Genomic DNA, 17,440 nt, shown 5'->3' with positions numbered 1-17,440 from the left:
GTGCAGAAATTGCTACTTGTGATCCGTCTGACACCGTTCAGTAACAGTCCTAAACGCGCCACAAGCGCTTATCTTGGTTTCCAGGGATTACATAATGAAAAAAGCATTGCTGACCCTTTCTGCACTGGCTCTGTGCATGGCTGCTGGTGTTGCGACAGCCAAGGAATACAAGGAATTGCGTTTTGGTGTCGATCCGTCCTACGCGCCGTTCGAATCCAAAGCCGCCGACGGCAGCCTGGTGGGCTTCGATATCGACCTGGGCAATGCGATCTGCGCCGAGCTGAAAGTGAAGTGCAAGTGGGTTGAAAGTGACTTCGACGGCATGATTCCAGGCCTCAACGCCAACAAGTTCGACGGCGTGATTTCCTCGATGACCGTGACTGAAGCCCGTGAAAAGGCGATCGACTTCTCCAGCGAGCTGTTCTCCGGCCCGACTTCCCTGGTGTTCAAAAAAGGCGCGAACTACTCCACGCCTGAGTCCCTCAAGGGCAAATCCGTGGGCTATGAGCAAGGCACCATCCAGGAAGCCTACGCCAAGGCCGTGCTGGACAAAGCCGGTGTGACCACCAAGGCCTACGCCAACCAGGACCAAGTGTATGCCGACCTGACCTCGGGCCGTCTGGACGCTTCGGTGCAGGACATGCTGCAAGCCGAACTGGGCTTTTTGAAGTCGCCAGCAGGCGCTGACTACGAAGTCAGCAAGGCCATTGACGACCCACTGCTGCCAGCCAAAACTGCGGTCGGTATCAAAAAAGGTAACAAAGACCTCAAGGCCTTGCTCGATAAAGGTATCAAAGCGTTACACGATGATGGCACCTACGCCACCATTCAGAAGAAACACTTCGGCGATCTGAACCTCTACAGCGGTAAATAACACCCTGGCGCCCACCGGTTTGCGGTGGGCGCTTTTTTATCGCCATTAGGTCCTGAATTCATGTTTGAAGATCTTTTGCAAACCCTGGGGCTGAGTGCCTTCAGTTTGAAGGGGTTCGGCCCGCTATTGCTGCAAGGTACGTGGATGACCGTCAAGCTGGCGGTCGCCTCCCTGGCCGTCAGCGTCTTGCTGGGCCTGATCGGCGCCAGCGCCAAACTGTCCAGCGTGGCCCTGATCCGCATCCCCGCCCAGATCTACACCACCCTTATCCGCGGCGTACCTGACCTGGTGCTGATGCTGCTGATTTTCTACAGCCTGCAAATCTGGCTGACCGGTTTTACCGACTTTATGGAATGGGATTACATCGAAATCGACCCATTCAGCGCCGGGGTCATCACCCTGGGCTTTATCTACGGTGCTTATTTCACCGAGACCTTTCGCGGCGCGATTCTCGCCGTGCCCCGCGGCCAGCTGGAGGCGGCGACCGCCTACGGCCTCAAGCGCGGGCAGCGGTTTCGCTACGTGACCTTCCCGCAGATGATGCGCTTTGCGCTGCCGGGCATTAACAACAACTGGTGCGTGATGCTCAAAGCCACCGCGCTGGTGTCGATCATCGGCCTGGCCGACCTGGTCAAGGCGGCCCAGGATGCCGGCAAGAGTACCTACCAACTGTTCTTTTTCCTGGTACTCGCCGCGCTGATCTATCTGTTGATTACCAGCGCGTCCAACGTCGTCCTGCGCTGGCTTGAACGCCGCTACTCCGCTGGGTCCCGGGAGGCCGTGCGATGATCGAACTTCTGCAGCAATACTGGCGGCCCTTCCTTTATAGCGACGGCCAACACATCACCGGGCTGGCGATGACGATGTGGCTGCTCAGCGCCTCGATCTTCATTGGGTTTCTGGTGTCGATCCCGCTGTCCATCGCCCGCGTGTCGCGCAACCGCCTGGTGCGCTGGCCGGTGCAGTTCTACACCTACCTGTTTCGCGGTACGCCGCTGTATATCCAGTTGCTGATTTGCTACACCGGCATTTACAGCATCGCGGCCGTGCGTGCGCAGCCGGTGCTGGACGCGTTCTTTCGCGATGCGATGAACTGCACCATCCTCGCCTTCGCCCTCAACACCTGTGCCTACACCACCGAGATTTTCGCCGGGGCGATCCGCAGCATGGCCCATGGCGAAGTCGAAGCAGCCAAGGCTTATGGTCTGACCGGCTGGAAGCTGTATGCCTACGTGATCATGCCGTCTGCCCTACGCCGTTCGCTGCCGTACTACAGCAACGAAGTCATCCTGATGCTGCACTCGACCACGGTGGCGTTTACCGCGACGGTGCCCGATATCCTCAAAGTGGCGCGGGATGCCAACTCGGCCACCTACATGACGTTTCAATCATTCGGCATCGCGGCGCTGATCTACCTGACCGTGACCTTTGCCCTGGTCGGCCTGTTTCGCCTGGCGGAACGCCGCTGGCTGGCCTTCCTCGGGCCGAGCCATTAAGGAGCGTGTATGCGTCATCAGGTTCATGAACTGACCGCGCCAGTGCCCGGCACGGCGCGGCAGATTCACAGTTTTCACTTCGGCCCGGAACAGGCCCAAGGCAAGGTCTACATCCAGTCGTCGCTGCACGCCGATGAACTGCCGGGCATGCTGGTGGCCTGGCATTTGAAGGTGCGCCTGGCCGAGCTGGCAGCGGCCGGTCGCTTGCGCAGCGAAATTGTGCTGGTGCCGATCGCCAACCCCGTCGGCCTAGAACAGGTGTTGATGGACATTCCCTTGGGCCGCTACGAGCTGGAAAGCGGGCAGAACTTCAACCGCCTGTTTGTCGACCTCAGTGAAGCGGTGGGCAACCAGGTCGAGGATGAACTTGGGGATGACCCGCAGCACAACGTCGAGCTGATCCGCACCGCGCTGGTCAGTGCCTTGGCCGCGCAAACCGCCGGCACCCAGCTGCAATCCCAGCGCCTGGTGCTGCAACGGCTGGCGTGTGATGCCGACATGGTGCTCGACCTGCATTGCGATTTCGAAGCCGTGGCGCACCTGTACACCACGCCCGAGGCCTGGCCTAAGGTGGAGCCGCTGGCGCGCTATATCGGCTCGGAAGCCAACTTGCTGGCCACCGATTCCGGCGGGCAGTCTTTCGATGAATGTTTCACCCTGATGTGGTGGCAACTGCAGCAACGCTTCGGCGAGCGCTTTCCGATTCCCATGGGCAGCTTTTCGGTGACCGTCGAATTGCGTGGCCAGGGCGACGTCAACCACGGCCTGGCGGCCCTCGACTGCCAGGCGATCATCGATTACCTGACCCACTTCGGCGCAATTGAAGGCACCGTGGCGCCGTTGCCCGCGCTGCCCTACCCGGCCACGCCGCTCGCGGGCGTAGAGCCGGTGACCACGCCGGTCGGCGGCCTGCTGGTGTTCAGCGCGCTGCCGGGTGAGTACCTGCAAGCCGGGCAACTGATCGCCGAAATCATCGACCCCATTACTGATCGCGTAACGCCTGTGCAGTGTGAAAACGCCGGCCTGCTTTACGCCCGTTCGCTGCGCCGCATGGCCACTGCCGGGATGGTCATCGCCCATGTCGCCGGTTCAGAGGCCTACCGCAGCGGCTACCTACTTTCGCCTTGAGGATGCTCGCCCCATGTACAAATTGACCGTTGAAGGCCTGCATAAAAGCTATGGCGACAATGAAGTGCTCAAAGGTGTTTCGCTCAAGGCCAAGACCGGTGACGTGATCAGCTTGATCGGCGCCAGCGGCTCGGGCAAAAGTACCTTTTTGCGCTGCATCAACTTTCTGGAAACCCCCAACGACGGCGCCATGACCCTCGACGGCAAGCCGATCCGCATGGTCAGCGACCGCCACGGCATGCGCGTGGCCGACGACGCCGAACTGCAACGCCTGCGCACGCGGCTGGCGATGGTGTTCCAGCATTTCAACCTGTGGAGCCACATGAGCGTGCTGGAAAACATCACCATGGCCCCGCGCCGGGTGTTGGGCTGCAGCAAGAAAGACGCCGAGGACCGCGCCCGTCGCTACCTGGACAAAGTAGGCTTGCCGGCGCGCGTCGCCGACCAATACCCGGCGTTCCTGTCCGGCGGCCAGCAACAACGGGTGGCCATCGCCCGCGCCCTGGCGATGGAACCCGAGGTGATGCTGTTCGACGAACCGACCTCGGCCCTCGACCCGGAACTGGTCGGCGAAGTGCTGAAGGTGATCCAGGGGCTGGCCGAGGAAGGCCGCACCATGATCATGGTCACCCACGAAATGAGCTTTGCGCGCAAGGTGTCGAGCCAGGTGCTGTTCCTGCACAAGGGCCTGGTGGAAGAACAAGGCGCGCCGGACGATGTGCTCGGCAATCCGAAGAGCGAGCGCCTGCAGCAGTTCCTGAGCGGTAACTTGAAGTAAACCTTTGCGGCGCCTGGAGGGTCTCTGACATAGAGCCTCCAGAGCGTCAGCCGCCGAATGGCAAAACCCCTCGATTTCGCCAAGACATGGTTTGCCGCCAAGGGCTGGAAGCCGTTCGCCTTTCAGAAAGCCGTATGGACGGCAGTCAAAGACGGGCAATCAGGCTTGCTGCATGCCAGCACTGGCGCGGGCAAGACCTATGCGCTGTGGTTTGCCGCCCTCAACCGCTTCGCCATCACTCGCCCGCCCACCACCGGCAAACGCAAGCCGCCCGCCGAACCGCTGACTGTGTTGTGGATCACGCCGATGCGCGCCCTGGCCGCTGACACCGCGCGTGCCCTGGAAGCGCCGCTGGCGGCGTTAGAGATTCCCTGGAGTGTCGGCCTGCGCACCGGCGACACCAGCAGCAGCGAGCGCGCGCGCCAGAGCCGCCGTCAGCCAACCGCACTGGTCACCACCCCGGAAAGCCTGACGCTGATGCTCGCGCGCGCTGACAGCGAAGCGAGCCTGAGCCATCTGCGCCTGGTGGTGGTGGATGAATGGCATGAACTGATCGGCAATAAACGCGGTGTGCAACTGCAACTGGCGTTGGCGCGGCTGCGGCGCTGGAGCCCTGAGTTGATGGTGTGGGGAATTTCCGCGACCTTGGGTAATCAGGCCCACGCGCTGGAGGTTTTGGTCCCACACGGTAGCGGGATCAATGTGCAAGGGCAGACCGCCAAGCAGTTGCGGGTCGACACGCTGCTGCCGCCGGTCACCGAGCGCTTCCCCTGGGCCGGGCACATCGGTTTGAAGATGCTCCCCCAAGTGGTGGCCGAGGTCGACTCAAGCAGCAGTTGCCTGGTGTTTACCAACACGCGGGCGCAGTCGGAAATTTGGTACCAGGCGTTGCTGGAAGCGCGTCCAGAGTGGGCCGGCCTGATCGCATTGCACCACGGCTCACTGTCCCGGGAGACCCGTGACTGGGTGGAGCGGGCGTTGAAAGACGGTCAGCTGAAGGCCGTGGTGTGCACCTCCAGCCTCGACCTCGGGGTGGATTTCCTGCCGGTGGAGCGCGTGTTGCAGATCGGCTCGGCCAAAGGCGTGGCGCGCCTGATGCAGCGCGCCGGGCGCTCCGGCCATGCACCGGGGCGACCATCACGGGTGACGCTGGTGCCGACCCACAGCCTGGAGCTGGTGGAAGCCGCCGCCGCTCAGGATGCGATTGCGCAACGACGCATAGAAGCGCGGGAATCGCCCTACAAACCGTTGGATGTACTCGTACAACACTTAGTGAGCATGGCCTTGGGCGGTGGGTTTACGCCTGAGGCGCTGCTGTCGGAAGTGCGTGGCGCCTGGGCTTACAAAGACCTCACCGAGGAAGAGTGGGCCTGGGCCCTGGGGTTTGTGCGCCACGGCGGGCTGTCGCTGACGGCCTATCCGGATTACCGCCGTGCGGAGCCGGACGAACACGGCATCTGGCGCGTCCCGGATGCGCGCTTGGCACGTCGCCATCGCATGAGCGTGGGCACCATCGTCAGTGACGCGAGTATCCAGCTCAAATTCTGGAGCAAAGGCGGCGGTGGCAAGAACCTGGGCAGCGTCGAGGAAGGTTTTATCGCGCGGCTCAAACCCGGTGATGGTTTCTTGTTTGCCGGGCGCCTGCTGGAGCTGGTACGGGTGGAGAACATGACCGCGTACGTGCGACGCAGCAGCGCAAGAAAGGCCGCCGTGCCGCGCTGGAATGGCGGGCGCATGCCACTTTCCAATGAACTGGCCCAGGCGGTGGTTGAGCGTTTCGATGCCGCAGCACACGGGCACTATGAAGGCCCCGAGATGCAGGCGGTGCAACCCTTACTGCAGACGCAGTTGCGCTGGTCCGGCCTGCCGACGCGTGAGCACTTGCTGGCCGAGGCCCTGAAGTCGCGGGAGGGCTGGCACTTGTTTCTCTACCCTTTCGCCGGGCGCCAGGTGCATTTGGGGTTGGCCAGTTTGCTGGCGTGGCGGGTCAGCCAGCAACAGCCGGTGACGTTTTCGATTGCGGTGAATGATTATGGGCTGGAGCTGTTGAGTGCCACGCCGGTGGATTGGCCGCTGTTGCTCAACGAAGCCCTGCTCAGCGCGGAAAACCTGCTGGAGGACGTTGCAGCCAGCCTGAACGCCGGGGAACTGGCCCTGCGACGCTTTCGTGAGATAGCACGCATCGCCGGGCTGGTATTTGCCGGTTACCCCGGCGCACCGAAAAGCACACGCCAGGTGCAGGCTTCCAGTGGCTTGTTCTTTGAAGTGTTCAAGCAATATGACCCGCAGAACCTGCTGCTGAGCCAGGCGGGGGAAGAAGTCCTGCGCGATGAGTTGGATATTCGTCGGCTGGAAGCGACTTTGCGCCATCTGTCGGTATTGAAACTGGACCTGCACCGGATCGAACGGCCTACACCGCTGGCTTTCCCCTTGCTGGTCGAGCGGATGCGCGAAAGCATGAGTTCGGAAAAACTGTCGGAGCGCATTGCGCGGATGGTCAGGGAACTGGAAAAAGTCGCGGATAACGGGAAGCGTTGATGCATTACGAGTTGTTGTTGGAAGGCGAAGCACTGTGGTTGCTGGCGGACAAGGCCGTGTACTGGCCTGCGCGCAGATGCTTGCTGATTGCCGATGCGCATTTTGGCAAGGCGTCGGCGTATCGCAGCCTGGGGCAACCGGTGCCACAAGGGACCACGACCGAAAACCTGATGAAGCTGGACCGGCTGCTGGCGTTATTTGAGTGCGAACAGGTGATCTTTCTCGGGGATTTCCTGCATGGCCCCGGCTCTCACGCCAGCGGCACGCTGGGCGCGCTGAGGGCGTGGCGGGAGCGCAACCCGGTGTTGGCCATGACGCTGATTCGCGGCAACCACGACAAGCGTGCCGGCGACCCGCCGGCCGACTTGAAAATCGAAGTGGTGACAGAACCTCTGCTGGTGGGCCCTTTCGCCCTGCAACATGAACCAGACGCCCATCCCAGCCACCACGTCCTGGCGGGGCATGTGCACCCGGTGTATCGCTTGCGCGGCAAAGGCCGGCAAAGCTTGCGCCTGCCGTGCTTCCAGATAGGTGCGCACGTCAGCTTGCTGCCGGCGTTTGGCGCGTTTACAGGGGGCTACGCGGTGGAGCAAGGCGACGATCGGCAGATTTTTGTGATCGGCGACGAAGACGTATGGCCGGTGCGCTGAAAGGCCGGCCATGTCTCGTACCCTGATAAATCAGGCGACAGGCGCGGGTGGCGGCTCATCCGGAAGCGTCGGCTCACCGGGCTCGGTGGGCTGCTGGGGCCAATCTTCGTCAGGTTGACCAGGGATGCCGCCCGCGTATGCAGGGTCGGCCATCAGGGACCAGGCCAAAACACCAATCTGGTTGGGTTCAAGCCGGGCGAGTTCGGCGCTGATTCGCGGGTTGATCTTCATAAGGTACTCCTCAAGCGTGGCTCGACGCGTTTTGCACGCGCCGAGGCAGTACACCCAATAGAGTCACTTCCCGCAGACAAATTCCCTTTACGTGTAAGAGCTTTCGATCAAGCGCGTGGGAGAGTGACGCCGCGCTGGCCCTGATACTTGCCCGCGCGGTCCTTGTAGGACACTTCACAGGCCTCGTCAGACTGCAGGAACAGCATCTGCGCAACGCCTTCGTTGGCGTAGATCTTGGCCGGCAGCGTGGTGGTGTTGGAGAACTCCAGGGTCACGTGACCTTCCCACTCAGGCTCAAGCGGGGTCACGTTGACGATGATGCCGCAACGCGCGTAGGTGCTCTTACCCAGGCAGATGGTCAGCACATCACGGGGAATACGGAAGAACTCGACGGTGCGTGCCAGGGCGAAGGAGTTCGGCGGAATGATGCACACGTCGCTCTTGACGTCGACGAAGCTCTTTTCGTCGAAGTTCTTCGGGTCGACGATCGCCGAATTGATGTTGGTGAACACCTTAAATTCATCGGCGCAGCGTACGTCGTAGCCGTAGCTGGAAACCCCGTACGAAATAACGCGAGCGTCGCCTTCGCCACGAATCTGGCGCTCAACGAACGGTTCGATCATGCCGTGCTCTTGCGCCATGCGGCGAATCCACTTGTCCGATTTGATGCTCATGGCGGGTGTCCTGAATAGCGAGGTGGAAAAATTCTGTTGGGCATCTTACCGGGGCCGGCCCTGGGGTTCAAAGGGCGCTGGGGATTTGTTGATGAATGCCCTGATGAATGCGCGGCCTGCTATAAGCCATAGCCAGTGGGGCCGGGACCCAAGTTGCATTGCGCAGCGACTGTAAATACCACCGCCAGTCACGAAAATAGAGAAACCTTCGGAAATACCATTGGCACGTCCCGGAAAAAGGGTTAAGGTGGCGCCACTGTGCTGCTTGTGTCACTGAGAATCTCTACACGATATGTTGAATTTCGATCCAACCATCTCCAAGAATTTTTCCTGCTCTTTGCACTCAGTCTCGGCCAGGGCTTTTCCTGAGTCGCAGTTAACTTTGTCCAAGGAGATACACCATGTCTAATCGCCAAACTGGTACCGTTAAGTGGTTCAACGATGAAAAAGGCTTCGGCTTCATCACTCCACAATCCGGTGACGACCTGTTCGTTCACTTCAAAGCTATCCAATCCGACGGCTTCAAAAGCCTGAAAGAAGGCCAACAGGTTTCTTTCATCGCTACCCGCGGTCAGAAAGGCATGCAAGCTGAAGAAGTTCAAGTTATCTAACTTGTACTGACTTAGTCGAAAAAACCCCGCCCTTAAAAGCGGGGTTTTTTTATGCCTGGGATTTGAGCAAGCGCCGCATTCATGATCGTTCCCACGCTCTGCGTGGGAACGCTCTGCGTCCCAAAGCGTGACGCAGAGCGTCACAAGAGGTGCTCCCACGCAGAGCATGGGAACGATCAACTCAATCCCGGAACGATCAGAAAGCAAAACGCCCGGTGCATTCCCATGCACCGGGCGTTTTCATTGCTGCCTTGTAAGGCGTTATTGAAACAACGACTCACTCGACAAGCCATTCTTCTCCAAGATCTCACGCAAGCGCTTGAGGCCCTCTACCTGGATCTGCCGCACCCGCTCACGGGTCAGGCCGATCTCCAGGCCTACGTCCTCCAGGGTGCTGCTCTCATGGCCACGCAGGCCGAAGCGGCGAATCACCACCTCACGCTGCTTATCCGTGAGCTCCGACAGCCACTGGTCAATGCTTTGGGAAAGATCATCGTCCTGCAACAGCTCACAGGGATCGGTTGGACGATCATCCGTCAGGGTGTCCAGCAGGGTTTTATCCGAATCCGGACCCAGCGAGACATCGACCGAAGACACGCGCTCGTTCAAGCCGAGCATACGCTTGACCTCCCCTACCGGTTTTTCCAGCAGGTTGGCGATTTCTTCAGGCGAAGGTTCATGATCGAGTTTTTGGGTGAGCTCACGCGCTGCCCGCAGGTAGACGTTGAGCTCCTTGACCACGTGGATCGGCAACCGGATCGTGCGGGTCTGATTCATGATCGCCCGTTCGATGGTCTGGCGAATCCACCAGGTGGCATAGGTCGAGAAACGGAAGCCGCGCTCAGGGTCAAACTTCTCCACCGCCCGGATCAAGCCCAGGTTGCCCTCCTCGATCAGGTCCAGCAGCGACAGGCCACGATTGACGTAGCGTCTGGCGATTTTCACCACCAGGCGCAGGTTGCTTTCAATCATGCGCTTGCGCCCAGCCGGATCGCCCTTTTGCGACAAGCGCGCAAAATGGACTTCTTCTTCGGGGGTCAGCAGAGGGGAAAAGCCGATTTCATTGAGGTACAGCTGGGTCGCGTCGAGCGCCCGCGTGTAGTCAATGTACTTGTGTTGCTTTAACGCGGTGGAGTTCTTGGATTTGGTGCGAACTGAAGGTGCAGCTGACCCTTCATCATTCGACATCGATTCCTTTTCGGTAAGGATCTCCATTTCAAGGAGAACCTCATCGTCGATGTCAAACTCCGGCGCTTCTTTACTGAGAGCCATTGTTATAGTCCTTTGGTGAGTTCGACCTCAAGCTCAAGCGACGCCTTTATCCTTGGCAACGCTGGAGCCTGTTCCTTCTACGTGAGGGAACAGGCTGTGCAACACATCAACGACGGGGTAGGAATTGCAGCGGATCTACAGGTTTCCCTTGGCGGCGAATCTCAAAGTGCAGTTTCACCCGGTCTGTACCAGTTGACCCCATTTCGGCAATTGTCTGTCCGACTTTGACCTGCTGCCCCTCCCGAACCAACAGCCTACGGTTGTGGCCGTAAGCACTGACGTAGGTATCGCTGTGTTTGATGATGACCAGCTCGCCGTAGCCCCGCAAACCACTCCCGGCGTACACCACTGTCCCATCAGACGCAGCTAAAACAGGCTGTCCCAAATCCCCGGCGATATCAATGCCTTTATTCAAACTACCGTTTGAAGAGAATTTTCCAATCAATACCCCGTTCGAAGGCCATCCCCAACCGGTCGGCGCAGGCCCTGCAGGGGGCAGCGGCGCGGCTGTCGGCTTGCTCGCAACCGCAGGCACTACGGTGCCTGCAGGCCGAGTGATGATGGTAGTTTTGCTCGAAGACGAGGGCGAAGATCCGGAATTTGTCACAACTGCCGCAGGCGTTGAACCCGTGCGGCCATCGAATCTGATGGTCTGCCCCGGATGTATCGTATATGGCACAGGAATATTGTTACGAGCTGCGAGCGCCTTGTAATCCCAGCCATAACGGAAGGCGATCGAGAACATCGTGTCGCCCTTGCGCACCACATATTGCCCGGTGGTGACCGTTGGCTTTTGCGGTACGGCGCTGGTGCTATTGCGGTCGACAACCCGCGCGCCACTGGAGGGCGAGCTGGAGCAACCCGCCAACAAGGAACTCAAGACAAGGCCAAGCACCAGTCGCTGAAAGCTTGTTTTACTCATACGCTGCGCAAGACCTGTGAGACTCACCCGCCGCTCCCTTTGTGGTGGCTGAACATGAACGCCTGTATCAGGCAAGAAATATGTCGCAAGTATAACTGGGCATTGGCTTTTTACCGGCACACGACTGAAACGAAAAATTCATCGTGTTTAAAACCGGGTTTCAATCATGTTGACTCAACTGACCCCGCCGTAAGACACATCCTCGCCAACAGAATTCACTGCCAGCGCACAAATGATCAGGCCAGCGGGCCATTGAGTAACGGTACAAAGCGCACAGCGCCGAGTACGTGCCGTGAAAAACCTTCTTCCTCACGGATAATGAGCATCAATTGTTGCACTTCGCCGGAGCCCACCGGGATGACCAACCGGCCACCAGGCGCCAGTTGATCAAGCAACGCTTGCGGCACATCAGTGGCAACGGCCGTCACGATGATGCCGTTGTAAGGCGCCAGCGCCGGCCAACCCTCCCAGCCATCGCCCCAGCGGAACACCACATTGCGCAGGTTCAACTCAACCAGGCGCTCCTTGGCGCGGTCCTGCAGGACCTTGATGCGCTCCACCGAGAACACCCGCTCAACCAGCTGCGACAGCACGGCGGTCTGGTAACCGGAACCGGTGCCGATCTCCAGCACCTTGTCGAGCGGCCCCGCCGCCAACAGCAGCTCGCTCATGCGCGCGACCATATACGGCTGGGAAATGGTCTGGTTGTGCCCGATAGGCAACGCGGTGTCTTCATAGGCGCGGTGCGCCAGGGCTTCGTCGACAAACAGGTGCCGTGGCGTACGCCGAATGACTTCCAGCACCTGGGCGTTGGACAGGCCTTCTTCGTACAACCGCTGGATCAAACGCTCACGGGTACGCTGGGAGGTCATGCCGATACCACGGCGCAACATTTCGTCTTGTTCACGCGCCATCAACGCAACCCCTCAAGCCAGCCATCGAGGCTACTGAAGGCATCACTGAAGGTGCGATCAAGTTGCAACGGGGTAATCGAAACATAGCCTTGCATCACCGCATGAAAGTCTGTGCCGGGGCCGCCGTCTTCGGCGTCGCCCGCTGCCGCGATCCAATAGCCTTCCTTGCCACGCGGGTCGACCACCTTCAAGGGTGCCGCCGCACGGGCACGATGACCCAGGCGTGTCAGCTGGATGCCGCGGATATGGTCGAGGGGCAAGTTGGGAATATTGACGTTGAGCACTGTGCGTGGCGGCAAGTCCAGGGAGCCATGGGCCTCCACCAGCTTGCGCGCGAAATACGCCGCCGTCGCCAGGTTATCCAGTTGCCGCGAGGCGAAGGAAAAGGCGAACGAAGTGCGCCCGAGAAAGCGCCCTTCAAGGGCTGCCGCCACAGTACCGGAGTACAGCACGTCATCGCCCAGGTTGGCGCCGAGGTTGATGCCCGACACTACAAGGTCCGGCTCCTGGTCCAGGAGGCTGTTGATCGCCAGGTGCACACAGTCAGTGGGCGTGCCATTCACGCTGATAAAGCCGTTGGCTAAAACCTGCGGGTGCAACGGACGGTCGAGCGTCAGCGAACTGCTGGCGCCGCTTTTGTCCTGGTCGGGGGCAACCACCACGCACTCGGCGTAATCTGCCAGCGCAGCATAGAGCGCGGCAAGACCGGGTGCGGTGGCACCGTCATCGTTTGATATCAGAATACGCATGGGCTGTCCGTCTGCCCCACCGGCACCAGATCAACAAGCTCGCGCACCAAGACAGTGGCGAAGCATCCAGCCGGCAGGACGAATTCCAATTGCAGAATGTCAGGCTCGGGATAATGCCACGTCAACCCGCCAATGGGCAGTCGCAGAATGCGACGTTCCTGGCTCATGCCGGCATTCACCAGCCAATCGCGCAGGTCGGCTTCGCCGGCGGCAACGGCCTGTTCCAGCGCGTGGGTCGCACCGCCAGCCGGCGAGTCACCCTCGCCCCACTGCGGCCCTGTCGGGTGCAGGTCCAGAATCGCCAGGCGCGGGTCGCTGCATTCAGCCTCGCCAGCCGGGAAGAAACTGCGACTGTCAGTAAAGGCCAGCAAGTCGCCGACCTGGGCGCGCTGCCAGGAACCATCAGCGACACGTGCCGCCAACACTTTGTTGAACAGGAAACTGCGCGCGGTGGACAGCAGCCGCGAACGCACATTGCGCTGCTCCGGCAAGGCCTTGCGCGCAGCCCACTCACGGGCGTCGACGACGTTGCCACCGTTGTGGCCAAAACGCTGCGTGCCGAAATAGTTGGGGATGCCCTGCTTGGCAATCAGCTGCAGCCGCGCGTCGATGGCGGCGGCATCACCGGCAAACTGGGTCAGGCGCAAGGTGAAACCGTTGGCCGAATGCGCGCCACGTTGCAGCTTGCGTTTATGGCGGGCGATTTTCAGGATCTTGAGGGTGTCGTTTTCCGCACCACTCATGTCCGGGTCGGCCTTGCCCGGCAGTTGCACGCTGAACCACTGGCGGGTCAGCGCCTGGCGGTCCTTGAGCCCGGCATAACTGACGGTGCGCAACGGCACGCCGGCAGCCTTGGCAATCCGCCGCGCCGCCTCTTCGGTGTTCAGGCCACGCTTTTCCACCCACAGCCACAGGTGCTCACCGTCACCGGTCAGCGGAATGTCGAGGACTTCGTCTACCTGGAAATCTTCGGCCGTAGCCTTCAATACAGCGCTGCCCAAGGCCTCGCCGTAGGCCCGCGGGCCCAGCAGTTGCAGGTCATTCATGCGCGCAGCAACAAGGCGACGGAGTGCACCGCAATGCCCTCTTCACGACCGGTAAACCCGAGCTTTTCGGTGGTGGTGGCTTTCACGTTGACTTGATCCAATTCAATTTGCAGGTCGGCGGCAATCAGTGCGCGCATCGATTCGATATGCGGGGCCATTTTCGGAGCCTGGGCCACGATGGTGTTGTCGACGTTGCCCACCTTCCAGCCCTTGGCGTGGATCAGGCCGACTACGTGGCGCAGCAGTACACGGCTGTCCGCGCCCTTGAAGGTAGGGTCGGTGTCCGGAAAATGCTTGCCGATATCGCCCAACGCCGCCGCGCCGAGCAAGGCATCGCTCAAGGCATGCAAGACAACGTCGCCGTCGGAATGAGCCAGCAACCCATGGTGGTGCGCAATGCGCACGCCGCCCAAGGTGATGAAATCGCCTTCAGCGAAACGGTGCACATCGTAGCCGTGGCCAATACGCATAAAAAAACGCCCCGATTTAATTCAGGGCGTGATTCTACCTACTTTTGCCTCACATTAACCGAGCAAAGCACGACCATGGTGTCGCAAATGGTCTTCGATGAAGCTGGCGATAAAGAAGTAGCTGTGGTCATAGCCCGGCTGCAGGCGCAGTTCGAGCGGATGGCCCGCCGCCTTGGCCGCTTGTTGCAGGGCTTCAGGCTTGAGTTGCACGGCAAGAAAATCGTCGCGATCGCCCTGGTCCACCAGCAGCGGCAGCTTTTCCGAGGCTTCGCTGATCAGCACGCAGGCATCCCATTCGCGCCATTTGGAGCGCTCTTCGCCCAAGTAGCGAGAGAAGGCTTTCTGGCCCCACGGGCAGTCCATCGGGTTGTTGATCGGCGAAAAAGCCGACACCGATTGGTAACGCCCAGGGTTGCGCAAAGCGCACACCAGCGCACCGTGGCCGCCCATGGAGTGGCCGCTGATGCCGCGCTTGTCCGACGCCGGGAAATGCGCTTCAACCAACGCCGGCAATTCCTGCACCACGTAGTCATGCATCCGATAGTGCTTGGCCCAAGGTTCCTGCGTGGCATTCAGATAGAAACCGGCACCGAGGCCGAAATCCCACGCGTTGTCCGGGTCGCCCGGCACACCGGGCCCACGCGGGCTGGTGTCCGGCGCGACGATGATCAACCCCAGCTCGGCGGCCATGCGCTGGGCGCCGGCCTTCTGCATGAAATTCTCATCGGTGCAGGTCAACCCCGACAGCCAGTACAGCACCGGCAATTTGCCGCCCTGCTCCGCTTGCGGCGGCAGGTAGACGGCAAAGGTCATGTCGCAACCGAGCACATCGGAATGATGCTTGTAGCGTTTATGCCAGCCGCCGAAGCTCTTCTGGCACGACAGGTTTTCCAGACTCATGGCCGACCTCAGAAGTGGATGACGGTACGAATGCTCTTGCCTTCATGCATCAATTCAAACGCTTTGTTGATGTCTTCAAGGCCCATGGTGTGGGTGATAAACGTGTCCAGCGGGATCTCGCCGGTCTGGGCCATTTCCACGTAGCTTGGCAATTCGGTACGCCCGCGCACGCCACCGAATGCCGAACCGCGCCAGACGCGACCGGTCACCAGTTGGAACGGGCGGGTAGCGATTTCCTGGCCGGCACCGGCTACGCCGATGATCACCGACTCGCCCCAGCCTTTGTGGCAGCACTCAAGGGCGGCGCGCATCAGTTGCACGTTGCCGATGCACTCGAAAGAGAAGTCCACGCCGCCGTCGGTGAGGTCGACGATCACGTCCTGGATCGGGCGATCGTAGTCTTTCGGGTTGATGCAGTCGGTGGCGCCCAGCTGCTTGGCGATCTCGAACTTGGCCGGGTTGATGTCGATGGCAATGATGCGACCGGCCTTGGCCTTGACCGCGCCGATCACCGCCGACAGGCCGATACCGCCCAGGCCGAAGATAGCCACGGTATCGCCCGGCTTGACCTTGGCGGTGTTGATCACGGCGCCGATACCGGTGGTGACGCCACAACCGAGCAGGCAGACTTTTTCCAGCGGCGCTTCTTTCGGAATCTTGGCCACGGATATTTCCGGCAACACGGTGTACTCGGAAAAGGTCGAGGTGCCCATGTAATGGAAAATCGGCTGGCCTTTATAGGAGAAACGCGTGGTGCCGTCCGGCATCAGGCCTTTGCCCTGGGTGGCGCGAATGGCCTGGCAGAGGTTGGTCTTGCCCGACAGGCAGAATTTGCACTGTTTGCATTCCGGGGTGTACAGCGGGATCACGTGGTCGCCCACTGCCACAGACGTCACACCCTCGCCGATTGCTTCAACCACTGCACCGCCTTCATGGCCGAGGATCGACGGGAAGATGCCTTCCGGGTCGGCGCCCGACAAGGTATAGGCGTCGGTATGGCACACGCCGGAGGCGACCACGCGCAACAGCACTTCGCCAGCCTTGGGCATGGCCACATCCACTTCAACGATCTCAAGGGGCTTCTTGGCTTCAAACGCGACAGCGGCGCGGGACTTGATCATCCGGGTTTCTCCAGGGAGTTAAAAACTGAGGACGTAAGTGTAAAACAGGGCTCGTTGATTAATAATCCGGGTGAAAGCAAAACTTTATTGCTGTACAGGGATAATCACCATGCTGGAAAACCGCTGGGAGGGCATCGATGAGTTCGTTGCCGTTGCCGAATGCAGCCAATTCACGGCGGCGGCCGAGCGCCTTGGGGTGTCCTCCTCACACATCAGCCGGCAAGTGGCGCGCCTGGAAGAACGGCTGCAGACGCGCCTGCTGTACCGCAGCACGCGCAAGGTCACGCTGACCGAAGCGGGCCAGACCTTTCTGCAACACTGCCAGCGTCTGCAGGACGGTCGCGAAGAAGCGCTGCGCGCCGTGGGTGATCTCACCAGCGAACCCAAGGGCATGCTGCGCATGACCTGCGCGGTGGCTTACGGCGAGCGGTTTATCGTGCCACTGGTCACGCGATTCATGGGGCTCTATCCGCAATTGCGCGTGGATATCGAGCTGAGCAATCGCCAGTTGGACTTGGTGCATGAAGGCCTTGACCTGGCAATCCGATTGGGCCGGCTGCAAGACTCGCGGATGGTTGCCAGTCGCCTGGCGCCGCGTCGTATGTACCTGTGCGCGTCGCCGTCCTACCTTGAACGGTATGGTCGGCCACATAGCCTGTCGGAATTGAGCCGGCACAACTGCCTGATCGGTAGCTCGGACATCTGGCAACTGGCCCAGGACGGGCGGGAATTCTCCCAGAGAGTGCAGGGAAACTGGCGCTGTAACAGTGGGCAGGCGGTGCTGGATGCGGCATTGCAAGGCGTGGGGCTGTGTCAGTTGCCGGATTATTACGTACTGGAACATTTGCACAGTGGTGCGCTGGTGTCGTTGCTTGAGCCCCATCAGCCGCCTAATACGGCGGTGTGGGCGCTGTATCCACAGCAACGGCACTTGTCGCCGAAGGTGCGCAAGCTGGTGGATTTCTTGAAGGAGGGGTTGGCGGAGCGGCCGGAGTACAGCAGTTGATTATGGGCGCCTGGGCGGGCCTCATCGCGGCATAAGTATCTACACATCGTTGTAGTGAGC

Annotated in this window: 19 protein-coding genes; 9 read left to right on the top strand and 10 right to left on the bottom strand. The window is 60.4% G+C overall.

Annotation, left to right across the window (positions count from 1 at the left end; genetic code table 11):
* The first annotated feature begins 94 nt into the window (after positions 1-94).
* The 7 genes from WBB95_RS18705 to pdeM are packed head-to-tail and all read left to right on the top strand — an operon-like array spanning position 95 to position 7,464.
* A complete protein-coding gene (locus tag WBB95_RS18705; RefSeq protein WP_017254762.1) occupies positions 95-874 on the top strand; it encodes a transporter substrate-binding domain-containing protein in 780 nt (259 codons plus the stop codon).
* 60 nt (positions 875-934) lie between these two features.
* Positions 935-1,663, top strand: coding sequence for an ABC transporter permease (locus WBB95_RS18700; protein WP_424488932.1), 729 nt, complete (start codon positions 935-937; stop codon positions 1,661-1,663).
* The gene (locus WBB95_RS18695; protein ID WP_424488931.1) at positions 1,660-2,370 is read left to right on the top strand and encodes an ABC transporter permease; all 711 of its coding nucleotides are present in this window, start codon (positions 1,660-1,662) and stop codon (positions 2,368-2,370) included. Before WBB95_RS18700 ends, WBB95_RS18695 begins: the two co-directional genes overlap by 4 nt.
* A 9-nt stretch (positions 2,371-2,379) precedes the next feature.
* Positions 2,380-3,498, top strand: a complete 1,119-nt coding sequence (locus WBB95_RS18690; protein WP_424488930.1) for a succinylglutamate desuccinylase/aspartoacylase family protein — start codon at positions 2,380-2,382, stop codon at positions 3,496-3,498.
* 13 nt (positions 3,499-3,511) lie between these two features.
* On the top strand, positions 3,512-4,276 hold the full coding sequence (locus tag WBB95_RS18685) for an ABC transporter ATP-binding protein (protein ID WP_424488929.1): 765 nt from the start codon (positions 3,512-3,514) through the stop codon (positions 4,274-4,276).
* 57 nt (positions 4,277-4,333) lie between these two features.
* Positions 4,334-6,814: a ligase-associated DNA damage response DEXH box helicase gene (locus tag WBB95_RS18680; protein WP_424488928.1), complete on the top strand. Its 2,481-nt coding sequence runs from the start codon at positions 4,334-4,336 to the stop codon at positions 6,812-6,814.
* Positions 6,814-7,464, top strand: coding sequence for a ligase-associated DNA damage response endonuclease PdeM (gene pdeM, locus WBB95_RS18675; RefSeq protein WP_424488927.1), 651 nt, complete (start codon positions 6,814-6,816; stop codon positions 7,462-7,464). Before WBB95_RS18680 ends, pdeM begins: the two co-directional genes overlap by 1 nt.
* 30 nt (positions 7,465-7,494) lie before the next feature.
* Here pdeM and WBB95_RS18670 read toward each other — a convergent pair whose 3' ends face one another.
* Both WBB95_RS18670 and dcd read right to left on the bottom strand, forming a co-directional pair.
* On the bottom strand, positions 7,495-7,695 hold the full coding sequence (locus WBB95_RS18670) for a hypothetical protein (protein ID WP_424488926.1): 201 nt from the start codon (positions 7,693-7,695) through the stop codon (positions 7,495-7,497).
* Positions 7,696-7,802: 107 nt separating this feature from the next.
* Positions 7,803-8,369, bottom strand: coding sequence for a dCTP deaminase (dcd, locus tag WBB95_RS18665; RefSeq protein ID WP_048719838.1), 567 nt, complete (start codon positions 8,367-8,369; stop codon positions 7,803-7,805).
* Positions 8,370-8,770: 401 nt separating this feature from the next.
* Between dcd and WBB95_RS18660 the strand changes: the two genes are divergently transcribed.
* Positions 8,771-8,980: a cold-shock protein gene (locus WBB95_RS18660; protein WP_002554837.1), complete on the top strand. Its 210-nt coding sequence runs from the start codon at positions 8,771-8,773 to the stop codon at positions 8,978-8,980.
* Between the two features lie 261 nt (positions 8,981-9,241).
* Here the strand turns inward: WBB95_RS18660 and rpoS are convergent, their stop codons facing one another.
* The 8 genes from rpoS to WBB95_RS18620 form a co-directional block, all read right to left on the bottom strand.
* Positions 9,242-10,252 carry an RNA polymerase sigma factor RpoS gene (gene rpoS / locus WBB95_RS18655; protein WP_078741117.1) on the bottom strand — a complete coding sequence of 337 codons (1,011 nt, stop codon included), beginning with the start codon at positions 10,250-10,252 and terminating at the stop codon, positions 9,242-9,244.
* Between the two features lie 106 nt (positions 10,253-10,358).
* Positions 10,359-11,201, bottom strand: a complete 843-nt coding sequence (locus WBB95_RS18650; protein ID WP_424488925.1) for a peptidoglycan DD-metalloendopeptidase family protein — start codon at positions 11,199-11,201, stop codon at positions 10,359-10,361.
* Positions 11,202-11,410: 209 nt separating this feature from the next.
* Complete coding sequence (locus WBB95_RS18645) at positions 11,411-12,046, bottom strand: protein-L-isoaspartate(D-aspartate) O-methyltransferase (RefSeq protein ID WP_010176736.1); 636 nt, start codon at positions 12,044-12,046, stop codon at positions 11,411-11,413.
* A 41-nt stretch (positions 12,047-12,087) separates the two neighbouring features.
* A complete protein-coding gene (surE, locus tag WBB95_RS18640) occupies positions 12,088-12,837 on the bottom strand; it encodes a 5'/3'-nucleotidase SurE (RefSeq protein WP_424488924.1) in 750 nt (249 codons plus the stop codon).
* Complete coding sequence (gene truD, locus WBB95_RS18635) at positions 12,825-13,883, bottom strand: tRNA pseudouridine(13) synthase TruD (protein WP_424488923.1); 1,059 nt, start codon at positions 13,881-13,883, stop codon at positions 12,825-12,827. Before truD ends, surE begins: the two co-directional genes overlap by 13 nt.
* Positions 13,880-14,353, bottom strand: a complete 474-nt coding sequence (gene ispF, locus WBB95_RS18630; protein ID WP_012722614.1) for a 2-C-methyl-D-erythritol 2,4-cyclodiphosphate synthase — start codon at positions 14,351-14,353, stop codon at positions 13,880-13,882. Before ispF ends, truD begins: the two co-directional genes overlap by 4 nt.
* 54 nt (positions 14,354-14,407) lie before the next feature.
* Positions 14,408-15,253: an S-formylglutathione hydrolase gene (gene fghA, locus WBB95_RS18625; protein WP_424488922.1), complete on the bottom strand. Its 846-nt coding sequence runs from the start codon at positions 15,251-15,253 to the stop codon at positions 14,408-14,410.
* An 8-nt stretch (positions 15,254-15,261) separates the two neighbouring features.
* Positions 15,262-16,374 (bottom strand): S-(hydroxymethyl)glutathione dehydrogenase/class III alcohol dehydrogenase, encoded by a 1,113-nt coding sequence (locus WBB95_RS18620; RefSeq protein ID WP_424488921.1) that lies wholly within the window; start codon positions 16,372-16,374, stop codon positions 15,262-15,264.
* Positions 16,375-16,483: 109 nt separating this feature from the next.
* Here WBB95_RS18620 and WBB95_RS18615 point away from each other — a divergent pair, with 109 nt between their 5' ends.
* On the top strand, positions 16,484-17,380 hold the full coding sequence (locus WBB95_RS18615) for a LysR substrate-binding domain-containing protein (protein ID WP_424488920.1): 897 nt from the start codon (positions 16,484-16,486) through the stop codon (positions 17,378-17,380).
* Positions 17,381-17,440 lie beyond the last annotated feature (60 nt).

It is taken from the genome of Pseudomonas sp., assembly GCF_049645325.1.
Taxonomy (GTDB): Bacteria; Pseudomonadota; Gammaproteobacteria; order Pseudomonadales; family Pseudomonadaceae; genus Aquipseudomonas.
This window is presented reverse-complemented; position numbering and strand designations above follow the sequence as displayed.

Bases quoted from the DNA above. Each gene is read 5' to 3' on its own strand.
- WBB95_RS18705 (WP_017254762.1), top strand. From the start codon at position 95: ATGAAAAAAGCATTGCTGACCCTTTCTGCACTGGCTCTGTGCATGGCT.
- WBB95_RS18700 (WP_424488932.1), top strand. From the start codon at position 935: ATGTTTGAAGATCTTTTGCAAACCCTGGGGCTGAGTGCCTTCAGTTTG.
- WBB95_RS18695 (WP_424488931.1), top strand. From the start codon at position 1,660: ATGATCGAACTTCTGCAGCAATACTGGCGGCCCTTCCTTTATAGCGAC.
- WBB95_RS18690 (WP_424488930.1), top strand. From the start codon at position 2,380: ATGCGTCATCAGGTTCATGAACTGACCGCGCCAGTGCCCGGCACGGCG.
- WBB95_RS18685 (WP_424488929.1), top strand. From the start codon at position 3,512: ATGTACAAATTGACCGTTGAAGGCCTGCATAAAAGCTATGGCGACAAT.
- WBB95_RS18680 (WP_424488928.1), top strand. From the start codon at position 4,334: ATGGCAAAACCCCTCGATTTCGCCAAGACATGGTTTGCCGCCAAGGGC.
- pdeM (WP_424488927.1), top strand. From the start codon at position 6,814: ATGCATTACGAGTTGTTGTTGGAAGGCGAAGCACTGTGGTTGCTGGCG.
- WBB95_RS18670 (WP_424488926.1), bottom strand. From the start codon at position 7,695: ATGAAGATCAACCCGCGAATCAGCGCCGAACTCGCCCGGCTTGAACCC.
- dcd (WP_048719838.1), bottom strand. From the start codon at position 8,369: ATGAGCATCAAATCGGACAAGTGGATTCGCCGCATGGCGCAAGAGCAC.
- WBB95_RS18660 (WP_002554837.1), top strand. From the start codon at position 8,771: ATGTCTAATCGCCAAACTGGTACCGTTAAGTGGTTCAACGATGAAAAA.
- rpoS (WP_078741117.1), bottom strand. From the start codon at position 10,252: ATGGCTCTCAGTAAAGAAGCGCCGGAGTTTGACATCGACGATGAGGTT.
- WBB95_RS18645 (WP_010176736.1), bottom strand. From the start codon at position 12,046: ATGACCTCCCAGCGTACCCGTGAGCGTTTGATCCAGCGGTTGTACGAA.
- surE (WP_424488924.1), bottom strand. From the start codon at position 12,837: ATGCGTATTCTGATATCAAACGATGACGGTGCCACCGCACCCGGTCTT.
- truD (WP_424488923.1), bottom strand. From the start codon at position 13,883: ATGAATGACCTGCAACTGCTGGGCCCGCGGGCCTACGGCGAGGCCTTG.
- ispF (WP_012722614.1), bottom strand. From the start codon at position 14,353: ATGCGTATTGGCCACGGCTACGATGTGCACCGTTTCGCTGAAGGCGAT.
- fghA (WP_424488922.1), bottom strand. From the start codon at position 15,253: ATGAGTCTGGAAAACCTGTCGTGCCAGAAGAGCTTCGGCGGCTGGCAT.
- WBB95_RS18620 (WP_424488921.1), bottom strand. From the start codon at position 16,374: ATGATCAAGTCCCGCGCCGCTGTCGCGTTTGAAGCCAAGAAGCCCCTT.
- WBB95_RS18615 (WP_424488920.1), top strand. From the start codon at position 16,484: ATGCTGGAAAACCGCTGGGAGGGCATCGATGAGTTCGTTGCCGTTGCC.